Origin of the sequence: Mesorhizobium sp. WSM4306 (assembly GCF_007003975.1) — a bacterium.
Classification (GTDB): domain Bacteria; phylum Pseudomonadota; class Alphaproteobacteria; order Rhizobiales; family Rhizobiaceae; genus Mesorhizobium.
This window is the reverse complement of the sequence record NZ_VFTC01000026.1, coordinates 79,714-98,630: the sequence shown is the minus strand read 5'-3', so window position 1 is coordinate 98,630 and position 18,917 is coordinate 79,714. Positions and strand designations below refer to the sequence as shown.

At 62.3% G+C, this 18,917-nt stretch carries 23 protein-coding genes; 7 read left to right on the top strand and 16 right to left on the bottom strand.

Annotation, left to right across the window (positions count from 1 at the left end):
- Nucleotides 1–90 precede the first annotated feature (90 nt).
- Both FJV77_RS25500 and FJV77_RS25495 read right to left on the bottom strand, forming a co-directional pair.
- Nucleotides 91–747 (bottom strand): glutathione S-transferase family protein, encoded by a 657-nt coding sequence (locus FJV77_RS25500; RefSeq protein WP_142869348.1) that lies wholly within the window; start codon nucleotides 745–747, stop codon nucleotides 91–93.
- A gap of 91 nt (nucleotides 748–838) precedes the next feature.
- The gene (locus FJV77_RS25495; protein ID WP_142869347.1) at nucleotides 839–1,672 is read right to left on the bottom strand and encodes an alpha/beta hydrolase; all 834 of its coding nucleotides are present in this window, start codon (nucleotides 1,670–1,672) and stop codon (nucleotides 839–841) included.
- Nucleotides 1,673–1,772: 100 nt separating this feature from the next.
- Between FJV77_RS25495 and FJV77_RS25490 the strand changes: the two genes are divergently transcribed.
- The 3 genes from FJV77_RS25490 (at nucleotide 1,773) to FJV77_RS25480 (ending at nucleotide 3,348) form a co-directional block, all read left to right on the top strand.
- Nucleotides 1,773–2,285 carry a helix-turn-helix domain-containing protein gene (locus tag FJV77_RS25490; RefSeq protein ID WP_142869346.1) on the top strand — a complete coding sequence of 171 codons (513 nt, stop codon included), beginning with the start codon at nucleotides 1,773–1,775 and terminating at the stop codon, nucleotides 2,283–2,285.
- Between the two features lie 250 nt (nucleotides 2,286–2,535).
- Entirely contained in the window at nucleotides 2,536–2,733 is a 198-nt protein-coding gene (locus tag FJV77_RS25485) for a hypothetical protein (protein ID WP_246691383.1), read from the top strand.
- 183 nt (nucleotides 2,734–2,916) lie between these two features.
- Nucleotides 2,917–3,348, top strand: coding sequence for a heme-binding protein (locus FJV77_RS25480; protein WP_142869344.1), 432 nt, complete (start codon nucleotides 2,917–2,919; stop codon nucleotides 3,346–3,348).
- Between the two features lie 8 nt (nucleotides 3,349–3,356).
- Here FJV77_RS25480 and FJV77_RS25475 read toward each other — a convergent pair whose 3' ends face one another.
- The 4 genes from FJV77_RS25475 to FJV77_RS25460 form a co-directional block, all read right to left on the bottom strand.
- A complete protein-coding gene (locus FJV77_RS25475; protein WP_142869343.1) occupies nucleotides 3,357–3,758 on the bottom strand; it encodes a hypothetical protein in 402 nt (133 codons plus the stop codon).
- A gap of 162 nt (nucleotides 3,759–3,920) precedes the next feature.
- Entirely contained in the window at nucleotides 3,921–4,868 is a 948-nt protein-coding gene (locus FJV77_RS25470; protein ID WP_142869342.1) for an agmatinase, read from the bottom strand.
- A 217-nt stretch (nucleotides 4,869–5,085) separates the two neighbouring features.
- Nucleotides 5,086–5,268, bottom strand: a complete 183-nt coding sequence (gene rpmF, locus FJV77_RS25465; RefSeq protein ID WP_008834724.1) for a 50S ribosomal protein L32 — start codon at nucleotides 5,266–5,268, stop codon at nucleotides 5,086–5,088.
- A 198-nt stretch (nucleotides 5,269–5,466) separates the two neighbouring features.
- Nucleotides 5,467–6,174 carry a transglycosylase domain-containing protein gene (locus FJV77_RS25460; RefSeq protein WP_185970426.1) on the bottom strand — a complete coding sequence of 236 codons (708 nt, stop codon included), beginning with the start codon at nucleotides 6,172–6,174 and terminating at the stop codon, nucleotides 5,467–5,469.
- A 131-nt stretch (nucleotides 6,175–6,305) separates the two neighbouring features.
- Between FJV77_RS25460 and FJV77_RS25455 the strand changes: the two genes are divergently transcribed.
- The gene (locus tag FJV77_RS25455) at nucleotides 6,306–7,223 is read left to right on the top strand and encodes a polyprenyl synthetase family protein (protein ID WP_142869340.1); all 918 of its coding nucleotides are present in this window, start codon (nucleotides 6,306–6,308) and stop codon (nucleotides 7,221–7,223) included.
- Nucleotides 7,224–7,321: 98 nt separating this feature from the next.
- Here the strand turns inward: FJV77_RS25455 and FJV77_RS25450 are convergent, their stop codons facing one another.
- Together FJV77_RS25450 and FJV77_RS25445 are read right to left on the bottom strand one after the other, a co-directional pair.
- Nucleotides 7,322–8,323 (bottom strand): NADP-dependent oxidoreductase, encoded by a 1,002-nt coding sequence (locus FJV77_RS25450; protein ID WP_142869339.1) that lies wholly within the window; start codon nucleotides 8,321–8,323, stop codon nucleotides 7,322–7,324.
- A 68-nt stretch (nucleotides 8,324–8,391) separates the two neighbouring features.
- The gene (locus FJV77_RS25445) at nucleotides 8,392–9,207 is read right to left on the bottom strand and encodes an oxidoreductase (RefSeq protein ID WP_142869338.1); all 816 of its coding nucleotides are present in this window, start codon (nucleotides 9,205–9,207) and stop codon (nucleotides 8,392–8,394) included.
- A gap of 103 nt (nucleotides 9,208–9,310) precedes the next feature.
- On the opposite strand from FJV77_RS25445, the gene FJV77_RS25440 reads away from it, so the two are divergent.
- Nucleotides 9,311–9,895: a TetR/AcrR family transcriptional regulator gene (locus tag FJV77_RS25440; RefSeq protein WP_142869337.1), complete on the top strand. Its 585-nt coding sequence runs from the start codon at nucleotides 9,311–9,313 to the stop codon at nucleotides 9,893–9,895.
- A gap of 49 nt (nucleotides 9,896–9,944) precedes the next feature.
- On the opposite strand, the gene FJV77_RS25435 is transcribed toward FJV77_RS25440, so the two are convergent.
- From FJV77_RS25435 to FJV77_RS25425, 3 genes are all read right to left on the bottom strand, one after another.
- Nucleotides 9,945–10,838, bottom strand: coding sequence for an aminoglycoside phosphotransferase family protein (locus FJV77_RS25435; RefSeq protein WP_142869336.1), 894 nt, complete (start codon nucleotides 10,836–10,838; stop codon nucleotides 9,945–9,947).
- A 160-nt stretch (nucleotides 10,839–10,998) separates the two neighbouring features.
- Entirely contained in the window at nucleotides 10,999–11,856 is an 858-nt protein-coding gene (locus tag FJV77_RS25430; protein ID WP_142869335.1) for a sigma-70 family RNA polymerase sigma factor, read from the bottom strand.
- On the bottom strand, nucleotides 11,856–12,335 hold the full coding sequence (locus FJV77_RS25425; protein ID WP_142869334.1) for a carboxymuconolactone decarboxylase family protein: 480 nt from the start codon (nucleotides 12,333–12,335) through the stop codon (nucleotides 11,856–11,858). The genes FJV77_RS25430 and FJV77_RS25425 overlap by 1 nt, the downstream gene beginning before the upstream one ends.
- A gap of 189 nt (nucleotides 12,336–12,524) precedes the next feature.
- On the opposite strand from FJV77_RS25425, the gene FJV77_RS25420 reads away from it, so the two are divergent.
- Complete coding sequence (locus FJV77_RS25420; RefSeq protein ID WP_142869333.1) at nucleotides 12,525–14,867, top strand: response regulator; 2,343 nt, start codon at nucleotides 12,525–12,527, stop codon at nucleotides 14,865–14,867.
- Here FJV77_RS25420 and FJV77_RS25415 read toward each other — a convergent pair whose 3' ends face one another.
- The 5 genes from FJV77_RS25415 to FJV77_RS25395 form a co-directional block, all read right to left on the bottom strand.
- Nucleotides 14,868–15,620 (bottom strand): Stf0 family sulfotransferase, encoded by a 753-nt coding sequence (locus tag FJV77_RS25415; protein WP_142869332.1) that lies wholly within the window; start codon nucleotides 15,618–15,620, stop codon nucleotides 14,868–14,870.
- 56 nt (nucleotides 15,621–15,676) lie between these two features.
- Nucleotides 15,677–15,856: a hypothetical protein gene (locus FJV77_RS25410; RefSeq protein WP_246691382.1), complete on the bottom strand. Its 180-nt coding sequence runs from the start codon at nucleotides 15,854–15,856 to the stop codon at nucleotides 15,677–15,679.
- Between the two features lie 10 nt (nucleotides 15,857–15,866).
- Nucleotides 15,867–16,727 carry a lytic transglycosylase domain-containing protein gene (locus FJV77_RS25405; protein WP_142869331.1) on the bottom strand — a complete coding sequence of 287 codons (861 nt, stop codon included), beginning with the start codon at nucleotides 16,725–16,727 and terminating at the stop codon, nucleotides 15,867–15,869.
- 4 nt (nucleotides 16,728–16,731) lie between these two features.
- Nucleotides 16,732–17,985 (bottom strand): flavodoxin-dependent (E)-4-hydroxy-3-methylbut-2-enyl-diphosphate synthase, encoded by a 1,254-nt coding sequence (gene ispG / locus FJV77_RS25400; protein WP_142869330.1) that lies wholly within the window; start codon nucleotides 17,983–17,985, stop codon nucleotides 16,732–16,734.
- 297 nt (nucleotides 17,986–18,282) lie between these two features.
- Nucleotides 18,283–18,462 (bottom strand): YdcH family protein, encoded by a 180-nt coding sequence (locus FJV77_RS25395; RefSeq protein ID WP_095487303.1) that lies wholly within the window; start codon nucleotides 18,460–18,462, stop codon nucleotides 18,283–18,285.
- Between the two features lie 240 nt (nucleotides 18,463–18,702).
- Here FJV77_RS25395 and FJV77_RS25390 point away from each other — a divergent pair, with 240 nt between their 5' ends.
- A complete protein-coding gene (locus tag FJV77_RS25390) occupies nucleotides 18,703–18,906 on the top strand; it encodes a YdcH family protein (protein WP_112559568.1) in 204 nt (67 codons plus the stop codon).
- Nucleotides 18,907–18,917 lie beyond the last annotated feature (11 nt).

Sequence of the window (18,917 nt, the reverse complement as noted above, 5' to 3'; positions counted from 1 at the left end):
TGTTCGAGCCAGCCGAATGCAGAAACTTCTTCAAGGCTGCCGGATATGAGGCCAATTAATAGCGACACGCTTTAGGCGGGATCGTGCAGATCAGCCGTTATTGTAGGGGAAGAATTTGAAGTAGGGCTGCGCCTCCTCGACCACCCTGGCGAAAGAGGGCCGCTTGAGCAGGCGGTCGTGGTAGCGTTTCACGGCCGGATATTTGTCGCCGAACGGCTCGACCTTGTTGGCGTAGAACAGCGCCGGCGAGGCCGCACAGTCGGCCATGGTAAAGCTATGGCCGGCCGCCCAGATTTTCGAGCGCATCTCCTCCTCGACGATCGCGTAGGCGTTGCGCAGTTGCGCGCGCGCCTCCTCGACCCCGAACGGATCGGTCTTGTCCTGCGGCCGCAGCCTGTCGCCGACGATCTTTTGCATCGGCGTCTGGACGTAGAAATCATAGAAACGGTCGGCCTGGCGGACGGCCAGCGCCAGATCGATGTCTGTGGGGATGAACTCGACCGGGCCTGGATAGTGCGCGGCGAGATATTCGATGACGATAGTCGATTCCAGCACCGTGCGGTTGCGCGCATCGTCACGCAGCGCCGGCATTTTGCCGGTCGGCGAAACCTTCAGGAACGCCGCGCGCGACTGCTCATCGCCGAGATCGACGATGACCGGCGTGAAGGGAGTGTCGTTCTCGTAAAACGCGATCAGCGGTTTCCAGCAGAACGATGCCAGCGGATGGAAATGGAACGTCAGGGACATGCTTGCTCGCTTGTTTTCGAATGCGTTGACACTGCCTGACAACACAGAAATGTCAGCTGGCTATTTCCGCAGGGAGCCTGTCAAGCCTCTGTCAGGGCTTGGTATGGGCAATGATAGCTGCGGCAATCGTGCCCCAATCCTGGGGATGCAGTTCGTGGCCACCGCCTTCGATGCGGACAAGCCGTGCACCGGCGATGGCATCGGCAAGAGCCGCGCCATGCTCGACTGGAAAGATCGGATCTGACGTCCCGTGGATGACCAGCAGCGGGGCCTTGATCTCGTGCAGGCGCCCTTTCAGATCCTCGCCGCCTTTCAGCATGAAATGGTTGGTCGCGCTCAAAAAACCGCCGGATCGGTCATAGTCCCGTTCAATGAACGCCCTCATCGCCTTCTCGTCGAACGGATGCGCGGTGCTTGCGATGGCGCGCGCGTCCTTGACGACGAAGCCGACCACCTGGTCGCGGTCCGACCAGTCGACCTTGGCGCCGTCGGCCGAGTGCTCCATATAGGCCTCGGTCGTTCCCGGCAGATGCGATGTGTCGATGCCCACCGGCGAACTGCTGATCACCGTCAGCGAGATGACACGCGAGGGATGTTTCAACACCAGTCGTTGCGCGATCATGCCGCCCATCGACATCCCGACCACATGCGCCTTCCCTATGCCATGGCTGTCGAGGACGCGCACGGCATCGTCCGCCATGTCATCGAATGTATACGGCGGTTCGCCCGGCGCATATTTGGTCGACAGGCCGGTGTCGCGGTTGTCATAGCGGATTACGAAACGGCCTTCGCCGGCAAGTTTTTTGCAAAGCGCCTCCGGCCACCACAGCATCGAGGCCATGGCGCCCATGATCAGCAGCACGGCTGGATCCCGGGGGTCGCCAAACGCCTGGGAAACGATTTCGGGTGCCGCGGCCTTTGTCATGGGATCTCCTCGCTTAAGCTCAAACTGATTGCGTTTTGCAATCGGTTGCACGATAATAAAACTGATACGATAATGCAACCAGTTTTTTGGGGAGAGTCGGATGAAAACCGAACACCGCTCGGGATGCCCGATCAATCTGTCGCTGGAAGTATTCGGCGACCGCTGGAGCCTGATCATCCTGCGCGACATGATTTTTGGCGGCAAACGCCACTTTCGCGAGCTGCTCAACGGCTCGATCGAGGGCATCGCTTCCAACATCCTGGCCGACCGGCTGAAACGGCTGATGGAACTCGGCATGCTGACCAAGGCCGACGACCCCTCGCACAAGCAGAAGGCGATCTACAGCCTGACCGAAATGGCCATCACGCTGGTGCCGATCATGGCCCATCTCGGCGCCTGGGGCCGCGTCTGGCTGCCGGTCAGCGAGGAGCTTTCGATCCGCGCCGAACTCCTGGAAAAAGGCGGGCCGGCGATGTGGGAGCAGTTCATGGACGAGCTGCGCCACGAGCATCTGGGCACGCCTGCCACTGTGCCGGGGCGGCCTTCCGTTCGTGCCACATTGCAGGCCGGATACGAGGCGGTGGTGGCTCGCAAGGCGTCGACCGCCGCCTAGAGCATGATGCCGAAAAGTGTGAAGCGGTTTTCGGACGACATCATGCTCTACTTCTTTAATTTAGAGGCGGATTCAGACTTCAGGTCGATTCGACCTGAAGTGATCCGGCTCTAGGCCGCCGCCTCCTGACCAACTTATTTTCCCATTTATTGGGCGGCTCTGCTATCAAGGGGCTGAAAAACATAATTTATGGGATTGGATAACGCTCTTGGTTGAGAACTCTAAGGATACTGCTCGCGCCCGGGCAGATATGCGTTTCAAGAAGCAGGAAGAGGCAGCCACGGTGCGGCAAAAGGCGATGGCGGAGTATGTCGCCGAGGCCGACGCCCGCCAGGCCAAGACCAACAAGCTGCGGGCACTGCGCCTTGCCAAAGAAGCCGAAGACCTCGCCAACGCCCCCGCCGCCCCGGTCAAGAAGCCGGCGCGGGCCAAGAAAAAAATCGCCTGACGATTGCCAATCGTCGATGGTAGACTGGAGCGGCTGAGCATATCGGCCGGATGCCGGTCAACTGCACGCCGCTTTGACCGCCCGCCATTCCGCTTTCCCACGCGAAGCAATTTCAACCGCAACAGGGATTTTGCGTCTCGTGATCCCGGCCGATGATTGACGCGTTTTGAACAGGAGACTGCCATGACCGTGTTGACCCTCGAAAAGGCCAAGCAAATCATCGACGCCGCTTTCGCCAAGGGCGCCGAGCTGAAGCTTAAGCCGCTCGGCGTCTCCGTGCTCGATGCCGGAGCTCATCTCGTCGCCTTCCAGCGCCAGGACGGCGCCTCGTTCCTGCGCCCGCAAATGTCGGCCGGCAAGGCCTATGGCGCGCTCGCCATCGGCATGGGCTCGCGCCGCGTCGAGGCTTTCGCCAAGGAGCGGCCGCATCTCGTTGCCGGCATTTCCGACGTCTCGGGCGGGCGCGTCCTGCCGGTCGTCGGCGGCGTGCTGATCCGCGACAAGTCTGGCACGGTCATCGGCGCAGTCGGCATTTCGGGCGATACGTCGGACAATGACGAGGCCGCCGCCATCGCCGGCATCGAGGCCGCCGGCTTCACCGCCGATACGGGCTGAGACTTAGGCTAGTTCAGGTTGATATCCCGGCTCGCCGACCGCATCGAGACCGAGAAACCGGCCAGCACGTCGAACAGGGCGATCACCATCAGCGTGAAGAAGACGGAGTGCGCCGCGCCCTTCACCAGCAGGAACTCAACCAGGAACGCCACGAAGACCAGCGTCGACAACAGATGGTCCATGATCGAGGCGTTCGTGGTGCGCACCGATTTCACCATTTCGAGGAACAGGAAGATCAGCCCGATCACCACCATCAGGTCACCGAGCGTCATCGAAAACACCCCGCCAGACATCATGCGGAACGAGAAGATCTCGGTGGCCCACGGATCGTCGCCGCTGCCGAATATTCCGAGGAGTCCGAGATTGTAGGCCACGAAGGGCACGATCAGCAGCGGGATAGCACCGAACATCAGGCGTCTCCTCTAGCAATTCCAGGAAAGTGTGAGCGGTCCGGAATTGCGTAAACAATGGGGGCACCTTCTGTAGAATGCCCCGCAAGCACGCCGTCAAGATTTTTCGCTGACAGCCGCGAACACGGTCGAAGACCGGGTGCAACAACCGTGTCACCCGGCTCAGCGCCTGAATTGCCCAGTGCGCACGGCAGCGCCGATGGCATTGAGGATGATGGTGCCGGCGGTCATCGATGTGATCTCGTTGACGTCGCGCGCCGGTGCGATCTCGACAATGTCCATGCCGACGACGCGGCCCTTGGCGAACAGCCCCTTGATCAGCTCGATCGTCTGCCGGTAGCTGATGCCGCCAGGTGCCGGCCCTTCGACCGCCGGCATCACCGCAGGATCGAGACCGTCGGCGTCTATGGTGAGGTAGTAGCGGCCGCCATCCGGGATGCGCTTGAGCAGCACCGCCGTTCCGATGTCCTGCCATTCATCGGCGGTGATGATGTTGGAGCCGTAGGCGCGCGCCGCCTCGACCTCCTCAAGCCGGGCGCTGCCCTGGCCACGGATGCCGAGCTGGAAAATCTCGGCGATATGCGCCATCTCCGAAGCACGGCGGATCGGACTGGAATAGCCTTCCCTGACGCCGTTGACGTTGTCGCGCCAGTCGAGATGGGCATCGATCTGAACCAGGGTGATCGGCCCTTCGCCATCGAGCGCCCGGAAGATCGGGATCGGGATGCCGTGATCGCCGCCGATGGTGATCGGCAAGGCGCCGGCGGCGCGGATCTTGCGGATCGCCGCTTCGGCCCGCCCGTAGTGGCCGCCGGCGGCATCGCCGAGGACATCGCCGACATCGACTATCCTGACGTCCTGTCCGTCGAACAGGGTCCCGCCAATGTCGAAATCATAACGGTCGAGCCCGAGACTGATGCGCTGCGAGGCGCGCCGAACCGCGGTCGGCGCGTTGGTCTGGTCGTTGATCAGCTCGTCGATCGTATAGGGACTGCCGTAAGGCATGCCGATGATGGCGACATCGGCCTTCAGCGCATCGAGATCCTCGACCAGCGGGAAGTTCAGGAATGTCTGGAAGACGTCGCGCGGCGCTGTGGTGAGCTTAGTCATGCGGTTTCCTCTGTCGCCCACCAACGGTGCAGGCGCCTACTTCAGCCGCAATCGCGGCGACGCAACGCAATACAGCACCGCGATGGCGGCGTGTATCGCCAGCGATGGTCCGGCCTTTGGCATAGAGAACGGCGCGAAGCAGCCGGGCGGCCACCAAACGCAAAAAGACCGGCCAATGGCCGGTCCTTTTTGGTATTCAACCTTCGAAAAGCTGGTCTCAGCTTTCCTTGGGCGTCAAAACCTGGCGGCCGCGATACATGCCGGTCTTCAGGTCGATGTGGTGCGGGCGGCGCATTTCGCCGGAATTCTTGTCCTCGACATAGGTCGGGGCCTTGAGAGCGTCGGCCGAGCGGCGCATGCCGCGCTTGGACGGAGAGGTTTTTCGTTTCGGAACGGCCATGGATATGCTCCACTACATGGTCAAAATGCCCCGATAGCCCTCGTGAAAGGGCCGCGTCAGGGCCATAATCTGAGAAAGTCGGGTGCCTATACACGCCCTGCGCCGTTTTGGCCAGCACTGCGGCGAATTTTTTTGCCGGCACCACAAGGTATGCCGAGATTTGAGGTCAGGCCGGCCTCATCTGAATATCGGTGCAGCTTAGTCCAAACACCCGACATAGGCGCCGGAGCGGCCGGCGCGCCGCTCGATCAGCGACGCCAGCCGCCGCAGACCCGGACCAGGCTTGGCCGGATTGCGGGCGATCGGGTTGGGCAGCGAGACGGCGAGCAATGCCGCCTGCCGCCGCGACAGCTGTTTGGCCGAAACGCCGAAATGATGCTGCGCCGCCGCTTCGATGCCGTAAATGCCCGGGCCCCACTCGGCGATGTTGAGGTAGATCTCCATGATCCGCCGTTTCGACATCACCGCGTCGAAATAAACGGCCAGCGGCAGTTCGACCACCTTGCGCACCGAGCCCAGCGGCCGCGACCATAGGAAGAGGTTCTTCACCGTCTGCATGGTGATGGTCGAGGCGCCGCGCGTTGCCTCGCCGGCCAGCGCATCGTCGACGACGCCGCGCAATTCGCCGAGGTCGACGCCGCGATGGAAGCAGAACTGGCCGTCCTCCGACATGATCACCGAATTGGCCAGCACCGGCGACACATCGTCGATCGACACCCAGCGCCGGTCGTAGCCGGAAAATGTCGCCAGGTCTTTGACCATCAAGGTCGATATCGGATGCACGAAGGACGGCAGGTAAAGGAAGGTCAGCACAATGGGTATCGCCGCCAGCACGGCGGCGGCGACCAGGCAGCGCCGAGCCACGCGCTTCAGACCGGCGCGGTTCACGCGCCTCGGTCGCGCCATGTCCAGCCCTTCGATTTCATGATCGACGATCGGTTCCGTCAAGCCGCCCCACCCGCGCCAGTCTCCCGCCTCCGGCATAATGGCGCGAGGCTTCTTGCGCAACGTCTGAGTGTCGGCTACCGCTCCCGGCCATGACGAAAGACGAGCAAATGGCTTTTGAAGCCGCACTTCTGGTGCGGGCGGCGGCGATCGAGATCGAACTCAGGCTGTTGCTCGACGGCCGTACGCTTGCCGGCGAGATCGCCCGGCCGGAGCGCCTGATGGCGGCCATGCGCCATGGCGTGCTGAACGGCGGCAAGCGTCTGCGCCCCTTCCTGGTCATGGAAAGTGCCGCCCTTTTCGGTGCCGATGGCGAGGCCGCGTCGCGCGTGGCGGCCGCGCTCGAGTGCGTGCATTGCTATTCGCTGATCCATGACGATCTGCCGTCCATGGACGACGACGATCTGCGCCGAGGCCAGCCGACCGTGCACAAGGCCTTCGACGAAGCCACCGCCATCCTGGCGGGCGACGCGCTGTTGACGCTCGCCTTCGACATACTCGCCGACGAGGCAACGGCCTTGCCGGCGGAGCGCAGGGCAGCCCTGGTGCTGGCGCTGGCCCGTGCCGCCGGCGCCGGCGGCATGGTCGGCGGCCAGACACTCGACCTCGAAGCCGAGCGTATCAGGCCGGACGAGGCCGGCATCATCCGGCTGCAGGCGATGAAGACCGGCGCGCTGATCCGCTTCGCCTGCGAAGCCGGCGCTATCGTTGCCGGCGCCGCCCCGCAGGACCGCGACCGGCTGGCCGAATTCGGCTCGGCAGTCGGGCTTGCCTTCCAGCTTGCCGACGATCTGCTCGACCTGACCGCCGATGCCAGCCAGATGGGCAAGGCGACCGGCAAGGACGCCGCCGCCGGCAAGGCGACGCTGGTGGCGCTGCACGGCACGAACTGGGCGCGCAGCCAGCTCCATGGGCTGGTCACGCAGGCGCATGAATTGCTCGAACCCTATGGCGACCAGGCGACCCTGCTGAAGGCCGCGGCAAGTTTCGTGGCAATCCGCAACAACTGACGTCTTGGCCAATTGGATAGCTGAAACCGTTCTCGAATTTGTCCGTTTTGCGCTGCTTTGCCCAGGGTCACTTGATTGCCCCGAAGCGAGTGGGTGCGCTATCTGACCTTGACGACGACCTTGCCCTTGGCACGTCCTTTTTCAACGTAAGCCAACGCCTCATTGGTCGCTTCAAAGGGAAAGACCCTGTCGACAACCGGGCGGATCGCCCCATCTTCGATGAGGGACGTGATCTTGCTCAGCTGCTCACCTTGCGCCCACATGAACAGGAACGAAAATCTCACGCCTCGGCGCTTGGCTTTGGTCCGGATACCGCGGCTCAGCAGGCGCAGCAGGAGCCTTAGCACCACGTTCAGTCCCTGCTTCCTGGCAAATTCGGGGTCCGGCGGACCAGAAATGGAGATGAGCTTGCCGCCCGGCTTCAGCACATTCAGGGATTTTTCAAGCGTCTTGGCGTCCTGGCTGTTCAGGACGACGTCGTAACCCGACAAGACGTTCTCGAAGTCGTCTTTCCTGTAGTCGACGACGACATCGGCGCCGAGACCCTTGACCAGGTCGGCACTCGCCGCGCTCGCCGTTGTCGCAACGGTCGCGCCGAGGTGCTTTGCCAGTTGGATGGCGAATGTCCCCACGCCGCCGGAGCCAGCCTGGATGAAGATCTTCTGGCCTTTCTTCAGGCCTGCCCTCTCGATGAGAGCCTGCCAGGCGGTCAGACCCACCAGAGGGATTGAAGCCGCTTCTTCCATGCTGAGGTTCGCGGGCTTCAGGGCCGCATCGGCTTCATCGATTGCGATGAATTCGGCAAATGTTCCGATCCGACCGTCGCGCGGCCGCGCATAGACAGCGTCGCCGGGTTTGAATTTGCGGACTTTCGAGCCCACCCTGACAATCCTCCCAGCCACGTCGTGGCCGAGGATGAAGGGCCGGCGATAGGGCAGGATGAGCTTGAATTCGCCGGTCCTGACCTTGGAATCCAGCAGGTTCACCCCTGCGGCATGGACCTCGACCAGGACATCATTGTCCAGCAACTCCGGCTCCGGCATCTCGGCCAGCCGCAGAATGCCTTTCTTGTTATATTTATCGACAACGAATGCCTTCATGGCAGTGACTTTCTGAAAATGTCTGTTGGTGTACCGTTTGTGCGCGAAATTCTCCGTCTCACCGTTGTTCAGACCGGCAGACGGAACTGCTTGCGCAAGGTCTTGTCGAACATCTCCGCAGGGGCAAAGCGGCGCAGCAGGCTGACCTGCCGCGCGGCCTTGCCAGCGGTGTAGCGCCGTCGCGGACGGGTATCGGTCGCCGCTTTGACGACCACATCCGCCACCACTTCCGGCCGATCGGCTTTGGGCATCACGTCGCGAAGCAGCGCGTCGACCCCGGCTCGGGCCTGATCGTACTCTTTCAATACGGAATCTGGCTCGATGCCGTTCTGGTCGAAGACGGTGCGCACGTATGCCGGCTCGATGACCGAGACGCGAATATTGAAGGCACGTACCTCATGGTCTAGCGATTCCGAATAGCCCTCGAGCGCATGCTTGACTGCCGAATAATGAGCTGCGTATGGCGCAGGTACCAATCCCAGAATCGAGCCGATGTTGATGATGCGCCCTTCGCCGCGCCGCCGCATCGACGGCAACACCGCATTGGTCATGCGAATGACGCCGAACAGATTGACGTCGAACAGGGTTTGTACCTGTGCAACCGAGGACTCCTCGGCGCCGCCAAGCAGGCCGACGCCGGCATTGTTGACCAAGAGGTCGATCCGCCCGGTCTGCGCCAGTACGGTTGAAACGAGGGCGCTGACGGAGTCGCCATCGGTCACGTCGCACCTCAGCATGGACACCTGCGTCGGACCGTTGCCGGGCTTGCCACGACTTGTCCCGAAGACGGTATATCCTGCCCGCGCCAAGGCCTCGGCGCTGGCGCGGCCGATGCCCGAGGAGGCTCCGGTCACAACAGCGGTTCTTCCCGAAAATGTACGCATTTGATACTCCGGAGACATGAGGGCTAGCTTTTTGCCAGCGGTTGAATTACGATCATAATATCAAATTACGAACATAATGCAATAGCAGAAAGGAAACGTTGCCATGCGCTACGAAAAGGGCCGAAAGGACGCGTCACGCGATCGGATCGTGGAGGTCGCCGCCCAGCGTTTTCGCGGTGACGGCATCGCCGCGTCCGGATTGGCAGCCATCATGGGCGACGCCGGGCTGACGAACGGAGCCTTCTATCCGCATTTCCAATCCAAGGCGGAGCTTGTGCGCGAAAGCCTGGTTGCGGCCATGGAGATCCAGTCGCAGCAACTGCACGAGGTATTGGCCGCCGGTGGCCCGGAGATGGGCATAGCGGCGTATCTGTCGGCTGAGCACCGGGATAATCCGGGAACGGGCTGCGCCAACGCCGCGCTGCTGCCGGAACTCGCGCGTCAGCCGCCCGAAACGCGCGAAGTCTACACCGAACGCTTGCTGGTTTTGGTGCGCCAGTTGTCTGCAGCGCTTCCGCAGACCAGGGATCCGGAAAGCGCCGCCATGGGTGTCTTTGCGACCCTCATCGGCACGCTTCAACTGGCCCGAGCGGTGGCAGGGACGGACTTGTCGGATCGCATCCTTGCCGCAGGAGCAGATGCGGCGCGCAGGCTGATCCAGCCAGGTGAGGATGAGAAGGCATCCTAGCTGGGAGCGAACCGGCCAGATGCGGCCATACTGAAACCGAATTCGCGGACTAGACTGCGAGATCCTCAAGTAGACGAGAGATCGTGCTCCGCCCCAGAGCACTCATGGTCGGATTGGTCACCCGATAGTACCAAACGAGACCCATCGCCTGCTGGAAAGCCCATGCGGCGCCGCGCCTCCATTCCAACTCACCGGCCTGAGTAGCTTCGCGAAAGGCTGCCCGACGGGCACGGTCGAGTAGGTGCCACGCAACGACGAGATCGAGCGCCGGATCGGCTGGGCCGAAGCTGCCACCGTCAAGAACTCCGACCAGACTTTCCCCTTGTACCAAGAGGTTTGCCGGGATGAGGTCCTTATGGCTCATTACCTCGGAACCTGCAGGAGGCAGTTCGCGCAGGACAGCCCATAGGTGCCGCAGACGCGCGACATCGAGAAGGTCTTCACTATTGGAGAAGCAGACCTCCATCCAATCGTCATGATCTGAGAGGTTCCCGCCCCGCCCTCGCCCATCGAAACGTCGCCCCTTCACATCTCCCCTGCGAAGCGAGGTTACGAGACGAGCAAGATCGAGTGAGAAGGCTGTCGAGCCGCTCAGCCCGTTGGGCATCGCCGTTTCGCCCTCTATCCAACTCTGTACCAGCCAAGGCATGGGGTAGGCTGGGCTCGGTCTGCCTAGCCCAATCGGTTGAGGAGTTGGAAACGGGCAATATTCCTTCAGTTCGTCCATCGCAGCCGCTTCCGCCCTCAGCAGGATGGTGCATTGGGTTTGGTCCATCAATCGCAAGGGGAAGCGTGCGGCGTATTTCGAGCCGATGCGGAAAATTGCGTTGACGGTACCTGCTGTTACGAGCGGCACGATCTCCTGATATTCATACTGAGGGAACTGATCGCGGATCAGGTCTCGCGCGAGGTCGATTTCGATGCGCACCTGGTCGCTATGCATGAGTTGCCGCTCTCCCGAGTGGTTTGACCACATATGCAGTGACTGTATGTCCTCTGGTTGCCCTGTTGGCACGGATGACCAATAGCCGGAACGAGGTCGTTTGCCGACCGGCTGCTTTCACATTGCGCCGGATTCTGATTCAGGGCTTATGAGTCTACAGCTAGTGCAAATGCCTGAGCTTGTCGGGATTGCGCATGACATAGACGGCCGCGATCTTGCCGGCCTCGATGTCGAGCGCGGTCGTCTGCAGTTCGCCATCGGCTTCCCGCGTGACGAACCCCGGCAGTCCGTTGATGAAACCGACGCGAACCAGGGTCGAGGGGTTGTCACGCAGCCAGGTTGCCACCTGCGCGTACTGCTTCATGACGGCGTCGAAACCCAGCACCGGCGCCAAGGCTGCCGGACGCTTGCCGCCGCCATCGGCATGCGAACTGACATCAGCCGTCAACAGCGCGCCGAGCGCCTGAATATTGCCGCTGCGCGACGCCGCGAAAAAGGCCTCGGCGATTTCGAGGCCGCGCTGCTTCTCCACCTTGAAGCGGGGCCGGGCCTGGCGGACGTGGCCACGTGCTCGGGCTGCCAGCTGGCGGCAGGCGGCGGAGTCGCGCTCGATGGCGGTCGCGACCTCCTCGAATTCCAGCCCGAACACGTCGTGCAGCAGAAAGGCCGCCCGCTCCAGCGGCGAAAGCCGCTCCAGCACCAGCATCAGTGGCAGAGTGACGTCTTCCAGGTCGTCCTCTTCCACGATCGGCTCGGGCAGCCAAGGGCCGATATAGGTTTCGCGCTGGCGCCGCGCTGATTTGAGCTGGTCGAGGCAAAGCCGCGTCACCGTACGGCGCAGGAACGCTTCAGGCTCGCGGACCTGCGACCGATCGGTTCCCATCCAGCGAATGAAGGCCTCCTGCACGACATCCTCGGCATCGGTCACCGAACCCAGCATACGGTAGGCGACCCGCATCAGCCTCGGCCGCAGCGGGCCGAAGCCCGCGGCAGCATCCTCGGGAGGTGCCTCCGTCATCAGGCGGCCGCCGCCTTGGCGCTGGAGCGTATCGCTGCCGCGTCGGTGTAGAGCCCGAAGCCGACGGCGATACGATTCCAGCCATTGATGATGTTGATCAACATGGTGAGCTTGACCTGCTCCTCCTCGGTGAAATGCGCCTTCAAATCGGCATAGGCGCGTTCGCGGTCCTGCCCCTCCGAGAGGCGCGTGAGCGCATCGGTCCAGCCGAGCGCGGCACGTTCGCGATCGGTGTAGCAAGGCGCCTCGCGCCAGGCCGGCAGCAGATAGATGCGCTGCTCGGTCTCACCATTCTCGCGGGCTTCGGTCGCATGCAGGTTGATGCAGTTGGCGCAGCCATTGATCTGCGACGCCCGAAGCTTGACGAGCTCGTTGAGGCTGTGCTCGAGCCCGGCGGCGACAGAGAGCTCCGTCGATGCGCGCTGCCATTGCTTGATCAACGCAGGGGCAGCGGCGAAGAGGTCAATTTTGGCGGTCATGATTGCAGTCCTTCTTGTTGGGTACGACATCATGACGAGACAGGATCGGGTGGTGTGACATGCATGCGAGGTTTTTATTGCATGCCGCCATCCTGCGGGAGATGTGAGGCGACCGGCGCGAACGAAATTTTAATGTAAATCAAGCGTAATCCCGACCATTAAAATGATGCGTATGTGTTGGGGTTGCGCATGCCGGAATACTCTTCCTTCATCCGTTCGATCCGGATCCGCTATATCTCGGGATTGCTGATCTTCGCGCTGGCCTCCGCCGCCGTGATGTTTGCACTCAATCGCGTCAATTCCTTTCGTCACGACGTCGACGCGCTGAGCAGCAATCTCGTCGTCTTCACCCGCGATCTGCGCAATGCCTCCAGTTTTGCCGAAACCGCCAGCACCGCCTGGCGCACGGAAACCCGTGACGGCCTTGCCGCCGCCGCGCGCGGCCATTCGCAACGCCTGACCGGTGAGATCGAAACGCTCTCGGCCCAGCTTGCCGCGATCAAGCCGAGCCTGTCGGCCAGGACCCTCAACGAACTCTCCTCCGCTTCGGTCAACGGCGACCTGTTCTGGTCGTCGCGCGATATGGTGCGCAACTTCAACCTGATGTCGGCGGCGCAAAAGACCGACGAATGGAGTTCGCGCGAAATCCTCAACCAGAACGATCTGTTCGTCCAGCCGATGCTGGTGCGGGTGCGCACCGCCATGGACAGTGAACGCCATCTGGCCGACGCCTCCAGCGACCGGCTGCTTTTGTGGGCAAGCGGCCTTTTGTTTGCGGTTCTTGCCATTGCCGCCTTGTGGATCTTCCGGCCGATGGAAAAGGCGATCCGCCGCGCCTTCACTGAATCCGCCGCATCCTTGTTCAAGGCCGAAGCGGCCGACCGCGCCAAATCGGAATTCCTGGCCAATATGAGCCACGAGATCCGCACGCCGATGAACGGCGTGCTGGGCATGGCCGAGTTGCTTGCCAAGACCGACCTGACCGCACGCCAGAAAACCTTCACCGACGTCATCGTCAAATCCGGCAATGCGCTGCTCACCATCATCAACGACATCCTCGATTTCTCCAAGATCAATGCCGGCCAGCTAACGCTCGATCCGGCGCCCTTCCGCCTTGCCGAAGCGGTCGAGGACGTGGCGACGCTGGTGTCGGCGCGCGTCGCTGAAAAGAATCTCGAGCTGATCGTGCGTGTCGACCCACGCCTGCCGGCCCATGTCGTCGGCGATGCCGGACGCTTCCGCCAGATCGTCACCAATCTGCTCGGCAACGCGGTGAAGTTCACCGAAAAAGGTCATGTGCTGATCGATGTCGGCGGCGAGGTGGTCGACGGTCTGGTCCAGCTCAAGGTCCGCGTTGAGGACACCGGCATCGGCATTCCGGCCGAAAAGCTTGAGAACGTGTTCGAGAAATTCGCCCAGGTCGACGGCTCGTCGACGCGCCGCCATGAAGGCACGGGCCTCGGCCTTGCGATTGCCGCCCGTCTCGTCGACCTGATGGGCGGCAAGATCGGCGTCGAAAGCGAAATCGGCCGCGGCTCGGTCTTCTGGTTCGCCGTGCCGCTGCCTGCGCATCAGCAGGACTCGCGCGACGAGATCGTGCCTGTCGACGTCACCGGCGCCCGTGTGCTGGTCATCGACGACAACCCGGTCAATCGCGAGATCCTGCTGGAACAGCTCAGAAGCTGGAGCTTCGACTGCGCGGCCGCCGAAAGCGGCGCTGTCGGCCTCGCCTTCCTCGACCGGGCCAGCCAGCTCGGTGCTGCCGTCGATTGCATTATCCTCGACTACCAGATGCCCGGCATGAACGGCGCCGACGTCGCCAAGGCGATTGCCGCCGACAGCCGTCTCTCCGCCATCCCGATGGTGCTGCTGACTTCGGTCGACCAGGTCGATTTCGGCAAAATGGTCATCGATTTCGGTATTGCCGCGCACCTGACCAAGCCGGCGCGCTCGGCCATCCTGCTCGGCACCGTCATCTCGGTCATCCAGAAGGCCCGCGCCCAGATCGGCAAGGCCCAATTCATTCGCGAGCCCGTTGTTGCGCAGGCGGCACCGGTGGCGCCACCGGCCTTTACCGTCATTCGCGGCCCGGTGATGCCTGCGGCCACGGTGCCCGAATCGACGACCACGCCGAACGGCCCGATCGATATCCTCATTGCCGAGGACAATGACGTGAACCAGCTGGTGTTCGGCCAGATCCTCAATGGCCTTGGCCTCAGCTACCGGATCGCCGGCAATGGCCGCACCGCCGTCGAGATGTACCGGGCGCTGCGGCCGAAGCTGATCCTGATGGACGTCTCTATGCCGGAGATGAACGGCTACGAGGCGACCCGCGCCATCCGGGCGGCGGAGGCGGGGACCGGCAACCATACGCCGATCATCGGCGTCACCGCGCACGCGCTGAAGGGTGACCGCGACAAATGCATCGAGGCCGGCATGGACGACTATCTGCCCAAGCCCGTTTCGCCCGACCGCCTCGGCAGCAAGATCGGCACCTGGCTCAGCGAGACTGTGGCGGCGAAGACGGCTTGATCAAATCGCCGCGTCCAGGCGATAGCGGCGCATCCAGTTGAGACTTGTTTCGTCCGAGAGCCTTGCGACGCCAGGCTTCACATCCTCCGCGTTCGGCGCCTGAACGCCGAGCGCTGCACAGATGGCCATCAACGTAGCCGCCGGATCGCTTGAAAGCCGCTCATAGCCAATCCGCAGCGGCATTATCCCCTGCTCCGCAAACCATGTGTTCCAGGCCGCGTCATAGGCTTCGAGTTTGGCAAGTTCATGCTGGATCCGCTCGAAATCGTATTGGGGTTCCTGCGGCGGTGCGACCCTTTCGATCTCGGTTCCGTCGGGCGCGATATGCCAAAGCCCGGTCTGCTCAGCCTTGATCAGCGAGACCGCCTGCGCCAGCTTGTTTTCGCGCGAAAGGTGGATGTAGAGAACACGGCCGAAGGTCTTTTCAAAGCGCGCTTTGTCCGACGGCAGATCCGGGAAAATCCCGTCGAGGATCGCCGAAAGCTCATCCAGATTTTCCCGCATCAGGCGCAGGCCGAAGACGCTTGTTCCGCCCTTCCCGGCCCTGATCGCCGCCCGGAGGTAGGCGACATCGAAATCATGCGCGCTCATCGTCTCGGGATGCGGCAAATGCCACTCTTCGGCCCACTCGGCTATGTTCTGCCGCCGGTAGAACGAGTGCGGATCGCCGGCTGTCTTCGTCGATGCCAGCAAGCCGCACAGCAAAGTGCTTCCGGTTCTCGGCGTACCGCAGATTATGTAGCCGTCTAACATTCACTGCCCTTGTCGTTCGTAAGAGCCAAGGCAAGCCCGGCCACTTAAGCGCCGGCCTATAGCTGAAATTCCTGCTGGATGCGACGGGCGCATTCGAGCGGCGTCAGTTGGCTGGTGTCGACTTCGAGGTCGTAATCCATGCCCTTGTGGACGCGAGGATATTGCCAGCGCGCCAGGCCGGGCAGCCTGTCGGCACGCGCGGCTTCCCGCGCTTCCAATACGTCCAACGGCGCCATGCGACCATGCCTACCGGTTGCGCACGACGATACAGGCGCCGCCGACGCTCTGCAGCTTCTGGCAGATGACATTGGCCGCAGCGCGGTCGTCGACACCGATCCTGACCGCATAAATGCCCCGCCGGCCGATCGGCGTGCGCACCCGGCTGACCACCGGATCATGCCCGGATAGCAGCGCCGGAAACCGGCTCCTGACCCGCAGCCATTGATTGATCGCAGCACCCCGGCGGAAATTGCCGGCCACCTGCACGCCCCACGGCTTCACATTGATCGAGGCCATGGCGACGGTTCTCGACATGATCACCGGCAGTTTGCGGCAAGCGACGGCAAAGCTGGTCTTGGCATCGAGCGGCTCGACCGTTCCGGCGTAGGCGCTGTCGGAAAATTTGTCGACCGGCTCGCCCATGACGTCGAAGACGTAGGCTTCGGTTTCCATCGGCAGGAAGCCGCCGGAGCCGAGCCAACGCGACACCCGGTTCTCGCCGGCATTGTAGGCGGCGGCCGCGAGGCCGAGATTGCCGTAGCTGACCTTCATCTCGGCGAGATACTTTGCCGAGGCCGGGATCGCCTGGTCGATGTCGAAGGGATCGGCAAGGCCACGCATCTTGGCCGTGCCCGGCATGAACTGGGCGATGCCTTCAGCGCCGACCGGGCTCACCGCATTGGGGTCGAAACGACTTTCCTTCCAGATCAGACGGGCGAAGTAATCCTTGGGCAGGCCGTTCTGCTCGGCATGCGCCTCGATCAGGTCGCAGACGCGGCCGATCAATCGTTTCGCAGCCGAGCGCGATTGCGGCGGATCGGCGAGGGCCTGTCCGGCGCAACCCAGGCCGCAAAGCAGGATCACACCGGCTTTGAGCAACTCGCGCATAGGCCTATTCGGCCGCGGCCTTGCCGTGCTGTCCAAACCGTTGCTCGATATAGTCGGCGACCATTTTCTCGAAATCGGCGGCGATCGACGGCCCGCGCAGCGTCGCCGACTTCTTGCCGTCGACGAAGACGGGCGCCGTCGGCGTCTCGCCGGTGCCGGGCAGCGAAATGCCGATATCGGCATGCTTGGACTCGCCGGGGCCGTTGACGATGCAGCCCATCACCGCGACCTTGAGATTCTCGACGCCGGGATATTTCTCGCGCCAGACCGGCATGTTCTTGCGCAGGTCTGCCTGGATGTTCTGCGCCAGTTCCTGGAACACGGTGGATGTGGTGCGGCCGCAGCCGGGGCAAGCGGCGACGATCGGCACGAACTGGCGGAAGCCCATGGTCTGCAAGAGTTCCTGCGACACCTGCACCTCGCGCGTGCGGTCGCCATTCGGCTCCGGCGTCAACGAGATGCGGATGGTATCGCCAATGCCTTGCTGCAGAAGAATGCCCATGGCGGCCGACGAGGCGACAATGCCCTTGGAGCCCATGCCGGCTTCGGTGAGGCCGAGATGCAACGCATGGTTGGAGCGCGTCGCAAGCTCGGTATAGACGGCAATCAAATCCTGCACGCCGCTGACCTTGGCCGACAGGATGATCTTTTCGCGGGTCAAGCCGATTTCTTCGGCCATTTCGGCCGACAGGATCGCCGACTGCACGATCGCCTCGCGGGTAACCTCCTGCGCCGTCAGTGGAAAGCCTTGGCGCTGGTTCTCGTCCATCAGCCGGGTCAAAAGCTCCTGGTCGAGCGAACCCCAGTTGACGCCGATGCGCACCGGCTTGTCGTGCTTGATCGCCATCTCGACGATCGCTGCGAACTGGCGGTCCTTCTTGTCCTTGAAGCCGACATTGCCGGGATTGATGCGGTATTTGGCCAGCGCTTCGGCGCAGGCCGGATGATCGGCGAGCAGCTTGTGGCCGATATAATGGAAATCGCCGACCAGCGGCGCATTGATGCCGAGCCGTTCGAGCCGCTCACGGATGCGCGGCACGGCGGCGGCGCTCTCGTCGCGGTCGACAGTGATACGCACGATCTCGGAGCCGGCGCGATGCAGGGCAGCAACCTGCGCGACGGTCTGATCGATATCGGCGGTGTCGGTGTTGGTCATCGACTGCACGACGACCGGCGCGCCGCCGCCGACGGTCACACCGCCGACATCGACGCCGACCGATGCGCGGCGCGGAAAGGGGGAGGAAAAATATCCGGTCATGCCGGCAGCCTCTTGAGCTCCTGAGCGACCTGCGTTCGCGTTGACGCGCAAACCTACGCTCAAACAGTTATCAGCGCATTGCGCTGAGGTTCGGGCATGAGGTGGAGGAGCAAAGATGGCTTGTCAATGGCGACAGGCGGGCTGAGCCGCCAAATCGCAGTGGCGCGGCGACCCGTCACAGACGGTGTCGACCGGTCAATAGTGTCGGAAACAGTAACAACGACTATCCTCCGGCGGCGCCTCGCCACCGGAGCGATGGATGCGCGCCGGAGCGGCGCGTCTAGTCCAGGAAGGGCGTCAGTGCGTCGTCGGTTTCGCCTTCAGTTTTTCAATCTCGTCCTTGAGTGCCAGCTTGCGTCGCTTGAGATTCACGATTTCGAGGTCGTCGACCGATGGATGGTTCATGGCATCATCGATCTCGCGCTCGATATCACCGTGTTTCCGCTGCAACTCATCAAGATGGGATGCAAGAGACATGATTGGTTCTCCCTTTCATGGTTTCCTCGATTGCAGCCGTCAAAGGCACGTCCACCGCAGGTCGTATCTGTGACGGCACCATGACAGTCTGCCACCATCCAACTGAGATGTCGAATGCTGCGTGGTAGCATTCCACGACAATGTGAAATGTGGTATGGGCTGCGCGCCGGCTACAAAACCCCGCCGGTCCCGCCCAATCAGGCCCATCATTGGGCGCCGCAGACGTGCAGACGGTAGATAATGTCCGAACAGGAACAGGCTGATATCCGCCTCGAATTTTCTCGGCTGAAACAAGAGCATGCCGATTTCGACGCGGCCATCAATGCGATGATAGCCATGGGCTGTGATCCCCTGCAGATCCAGCGCATGAAGAAGAAGAAGCTGTTCCTCAAGGACCGGCTGATGGCGCTGGAAGACAAGATCATTCCGGACATTATCGCCTGAGCGATAGCCTC

Bases quoted from the DNA above. Each gene is read 5' to 3' on its own strand.
- FJV77_RS25485 (WP_246691383.1), top strand. From the start codon at position 2,536: ATGCGTTTCAAGAAGCAGGAAGAGGCAGCCACGGTGCGGCAAAAGGCG.
- FJV77_RS25440 (WP_142869337.1), top strand. From the start codon at position 9,311: ATGCGCTACGAAAAGGGCCGAAAGGACGCGTCACGCGATCGGATCGTG.
- FJV77_RS25450 (WP_142869339.1), bottom strand. From the start codon at position 8,323: ATGAAGGCATTCGTTGTCGATAAATATAACAAGAAAGGCATTCTGCGG.
- FJV77_RS25490 (WP_142869346.1), top strand. From the start codon at position 1,773: ATGAAAACCGAACACCGCTCGGGATGCCCGATCAATCTGTCGCTGGAA.
- ispG (WP_142869330.1), bottom strand. From the start codon at position 17,985: ATGACCGGATATTTTTCCTCCCCCTTTCCGCGCCGCGCATCGGTCGGC.
- FJV77_RS25410 (WP_246691382.1), bottom strand. From the start codon at position 15,856: ATGGCGCCGTTGGACGTATTGGAAGCGCGGGAAGCCGCGCGTGCCGAC.
- FJV77_RS25455 (WP_142869340.1), top strand. From the start codon at position 6,306: ATGACGAAAGACGAGCAAATGGCTTTTGAAGCCGCACTTCTGGTGCGG.
- FJV77_RS25480 (WP_142869344.1), top strand. From the start codon at position 2,917: ATGACCGTGTTGACCCTCGAAAAGGCCAAGCAAATCATCGACGCCGCT.
- FJV77_RS25475 (WP_142869343.1), bottom strand. From the start codon at position 3,758: ATGTTCGGTGCTATCCCGCTGCTGATCGTGCCCTTCGTGGCCTACAAT.
- FJV77_RS25435 (WP_142869336.1), bottom strand. From the start codon at position 10,838: ATGCATAGCGACCAGGTGCGCATCGAAATCGACCTCGCGCGAGACCTG.
- FJV77_RS25430 (WP_142869335.1), bottom strand. From the start codon at position 11,856: ATGACGGAGGCACCTCCCGAGGATGCTGCCGCGGGCTTCGGCCCGCTG.
- FJV77_RS25500 (WP_142869348.1), bottom strand. From the start codon at position 747: ATGTCCCTGACGTTCCATTTCCATCCGCTGGCATCGTTCTGCTGGAAA.
- FJV77_RS25470 (WP_142869342.1), bottom strand. From the start codon at position 4,868: ATGACTAAGCTCACCACAGCGCCGCGCGACGTCTTCCAGACATTCCTG.
- rpmF (WP_008834724.1), bottom strand. From the start codon at position 5,268: ATGGCCGTTCCGAAACGAAAAACCTCTCCGTCCAAGCGCGGCATGCGC.
- FJV77_RS25405 (WP_142869331.1), bottom strand. From the start codon at position 16,727: ATGCGCGAGTTGCTCAAAGCCGGTGTGATCCTGCTTTGCGGCCTGGGT.
- FJV77_RS25425 (WP_142869334.1), bottom strand. From the start codon at position 12,335: ATGACCGCCAAAATTGACCTCTTCGCCGCTGCCCCTGCGTTGATCAAG.
- FJV77_RS25495 (WP_142869347.1), bottom strand. From the start codon at position 1,672: ATGACAAAGGCCGCGGCACCCGAAATCGTTTCCCAGGCGTTTGGCGAC.
- FJV77_RS25395 (WP_095487303.1), bottom strand. From the start codon at position 18,462: ATGTCTCTTGCATCCCATCTTGATGAGTTGCAGCGGAAACACGGTGAT.
- FJV77_RS25415 (WP_142869332.1), bottom strand. From the start codon at position 15,620: ATGTTAGACGGCTACATAATCTGCGGTACGCCGAGAACCGGAAGCACT.
- FJV77_RS25390 (WP_112559568.1), top strand. From the start codon at position 18,703: ATGTCCGAACAGGAACAGGCTGATATCCGCCTCGAATTTTCTCGGCTG.
- FJV77_RS25460 (WP_185970426.1), bottom strand. From the start codon at position 6,174: ATGGCGCGACCGAGGCGCGTGAACCGCGCCGGTCTGAAGCGCGTGGCT.
- FJV77_RS25445 (WP_142869338.1), bottom strand. From the start codon at position 9,207: ATGCGTACATTTTCGGGAAGAACCGCTGTTGTGACCGGAGCCTCCTCG.
- FJV77_RS25420 (WP_142869333.1), top strand. From the start codon at position 12,525: ATGCCGGAATACTCTTCCTTCATCCGTTCGATCCGGATCCGCTATATC.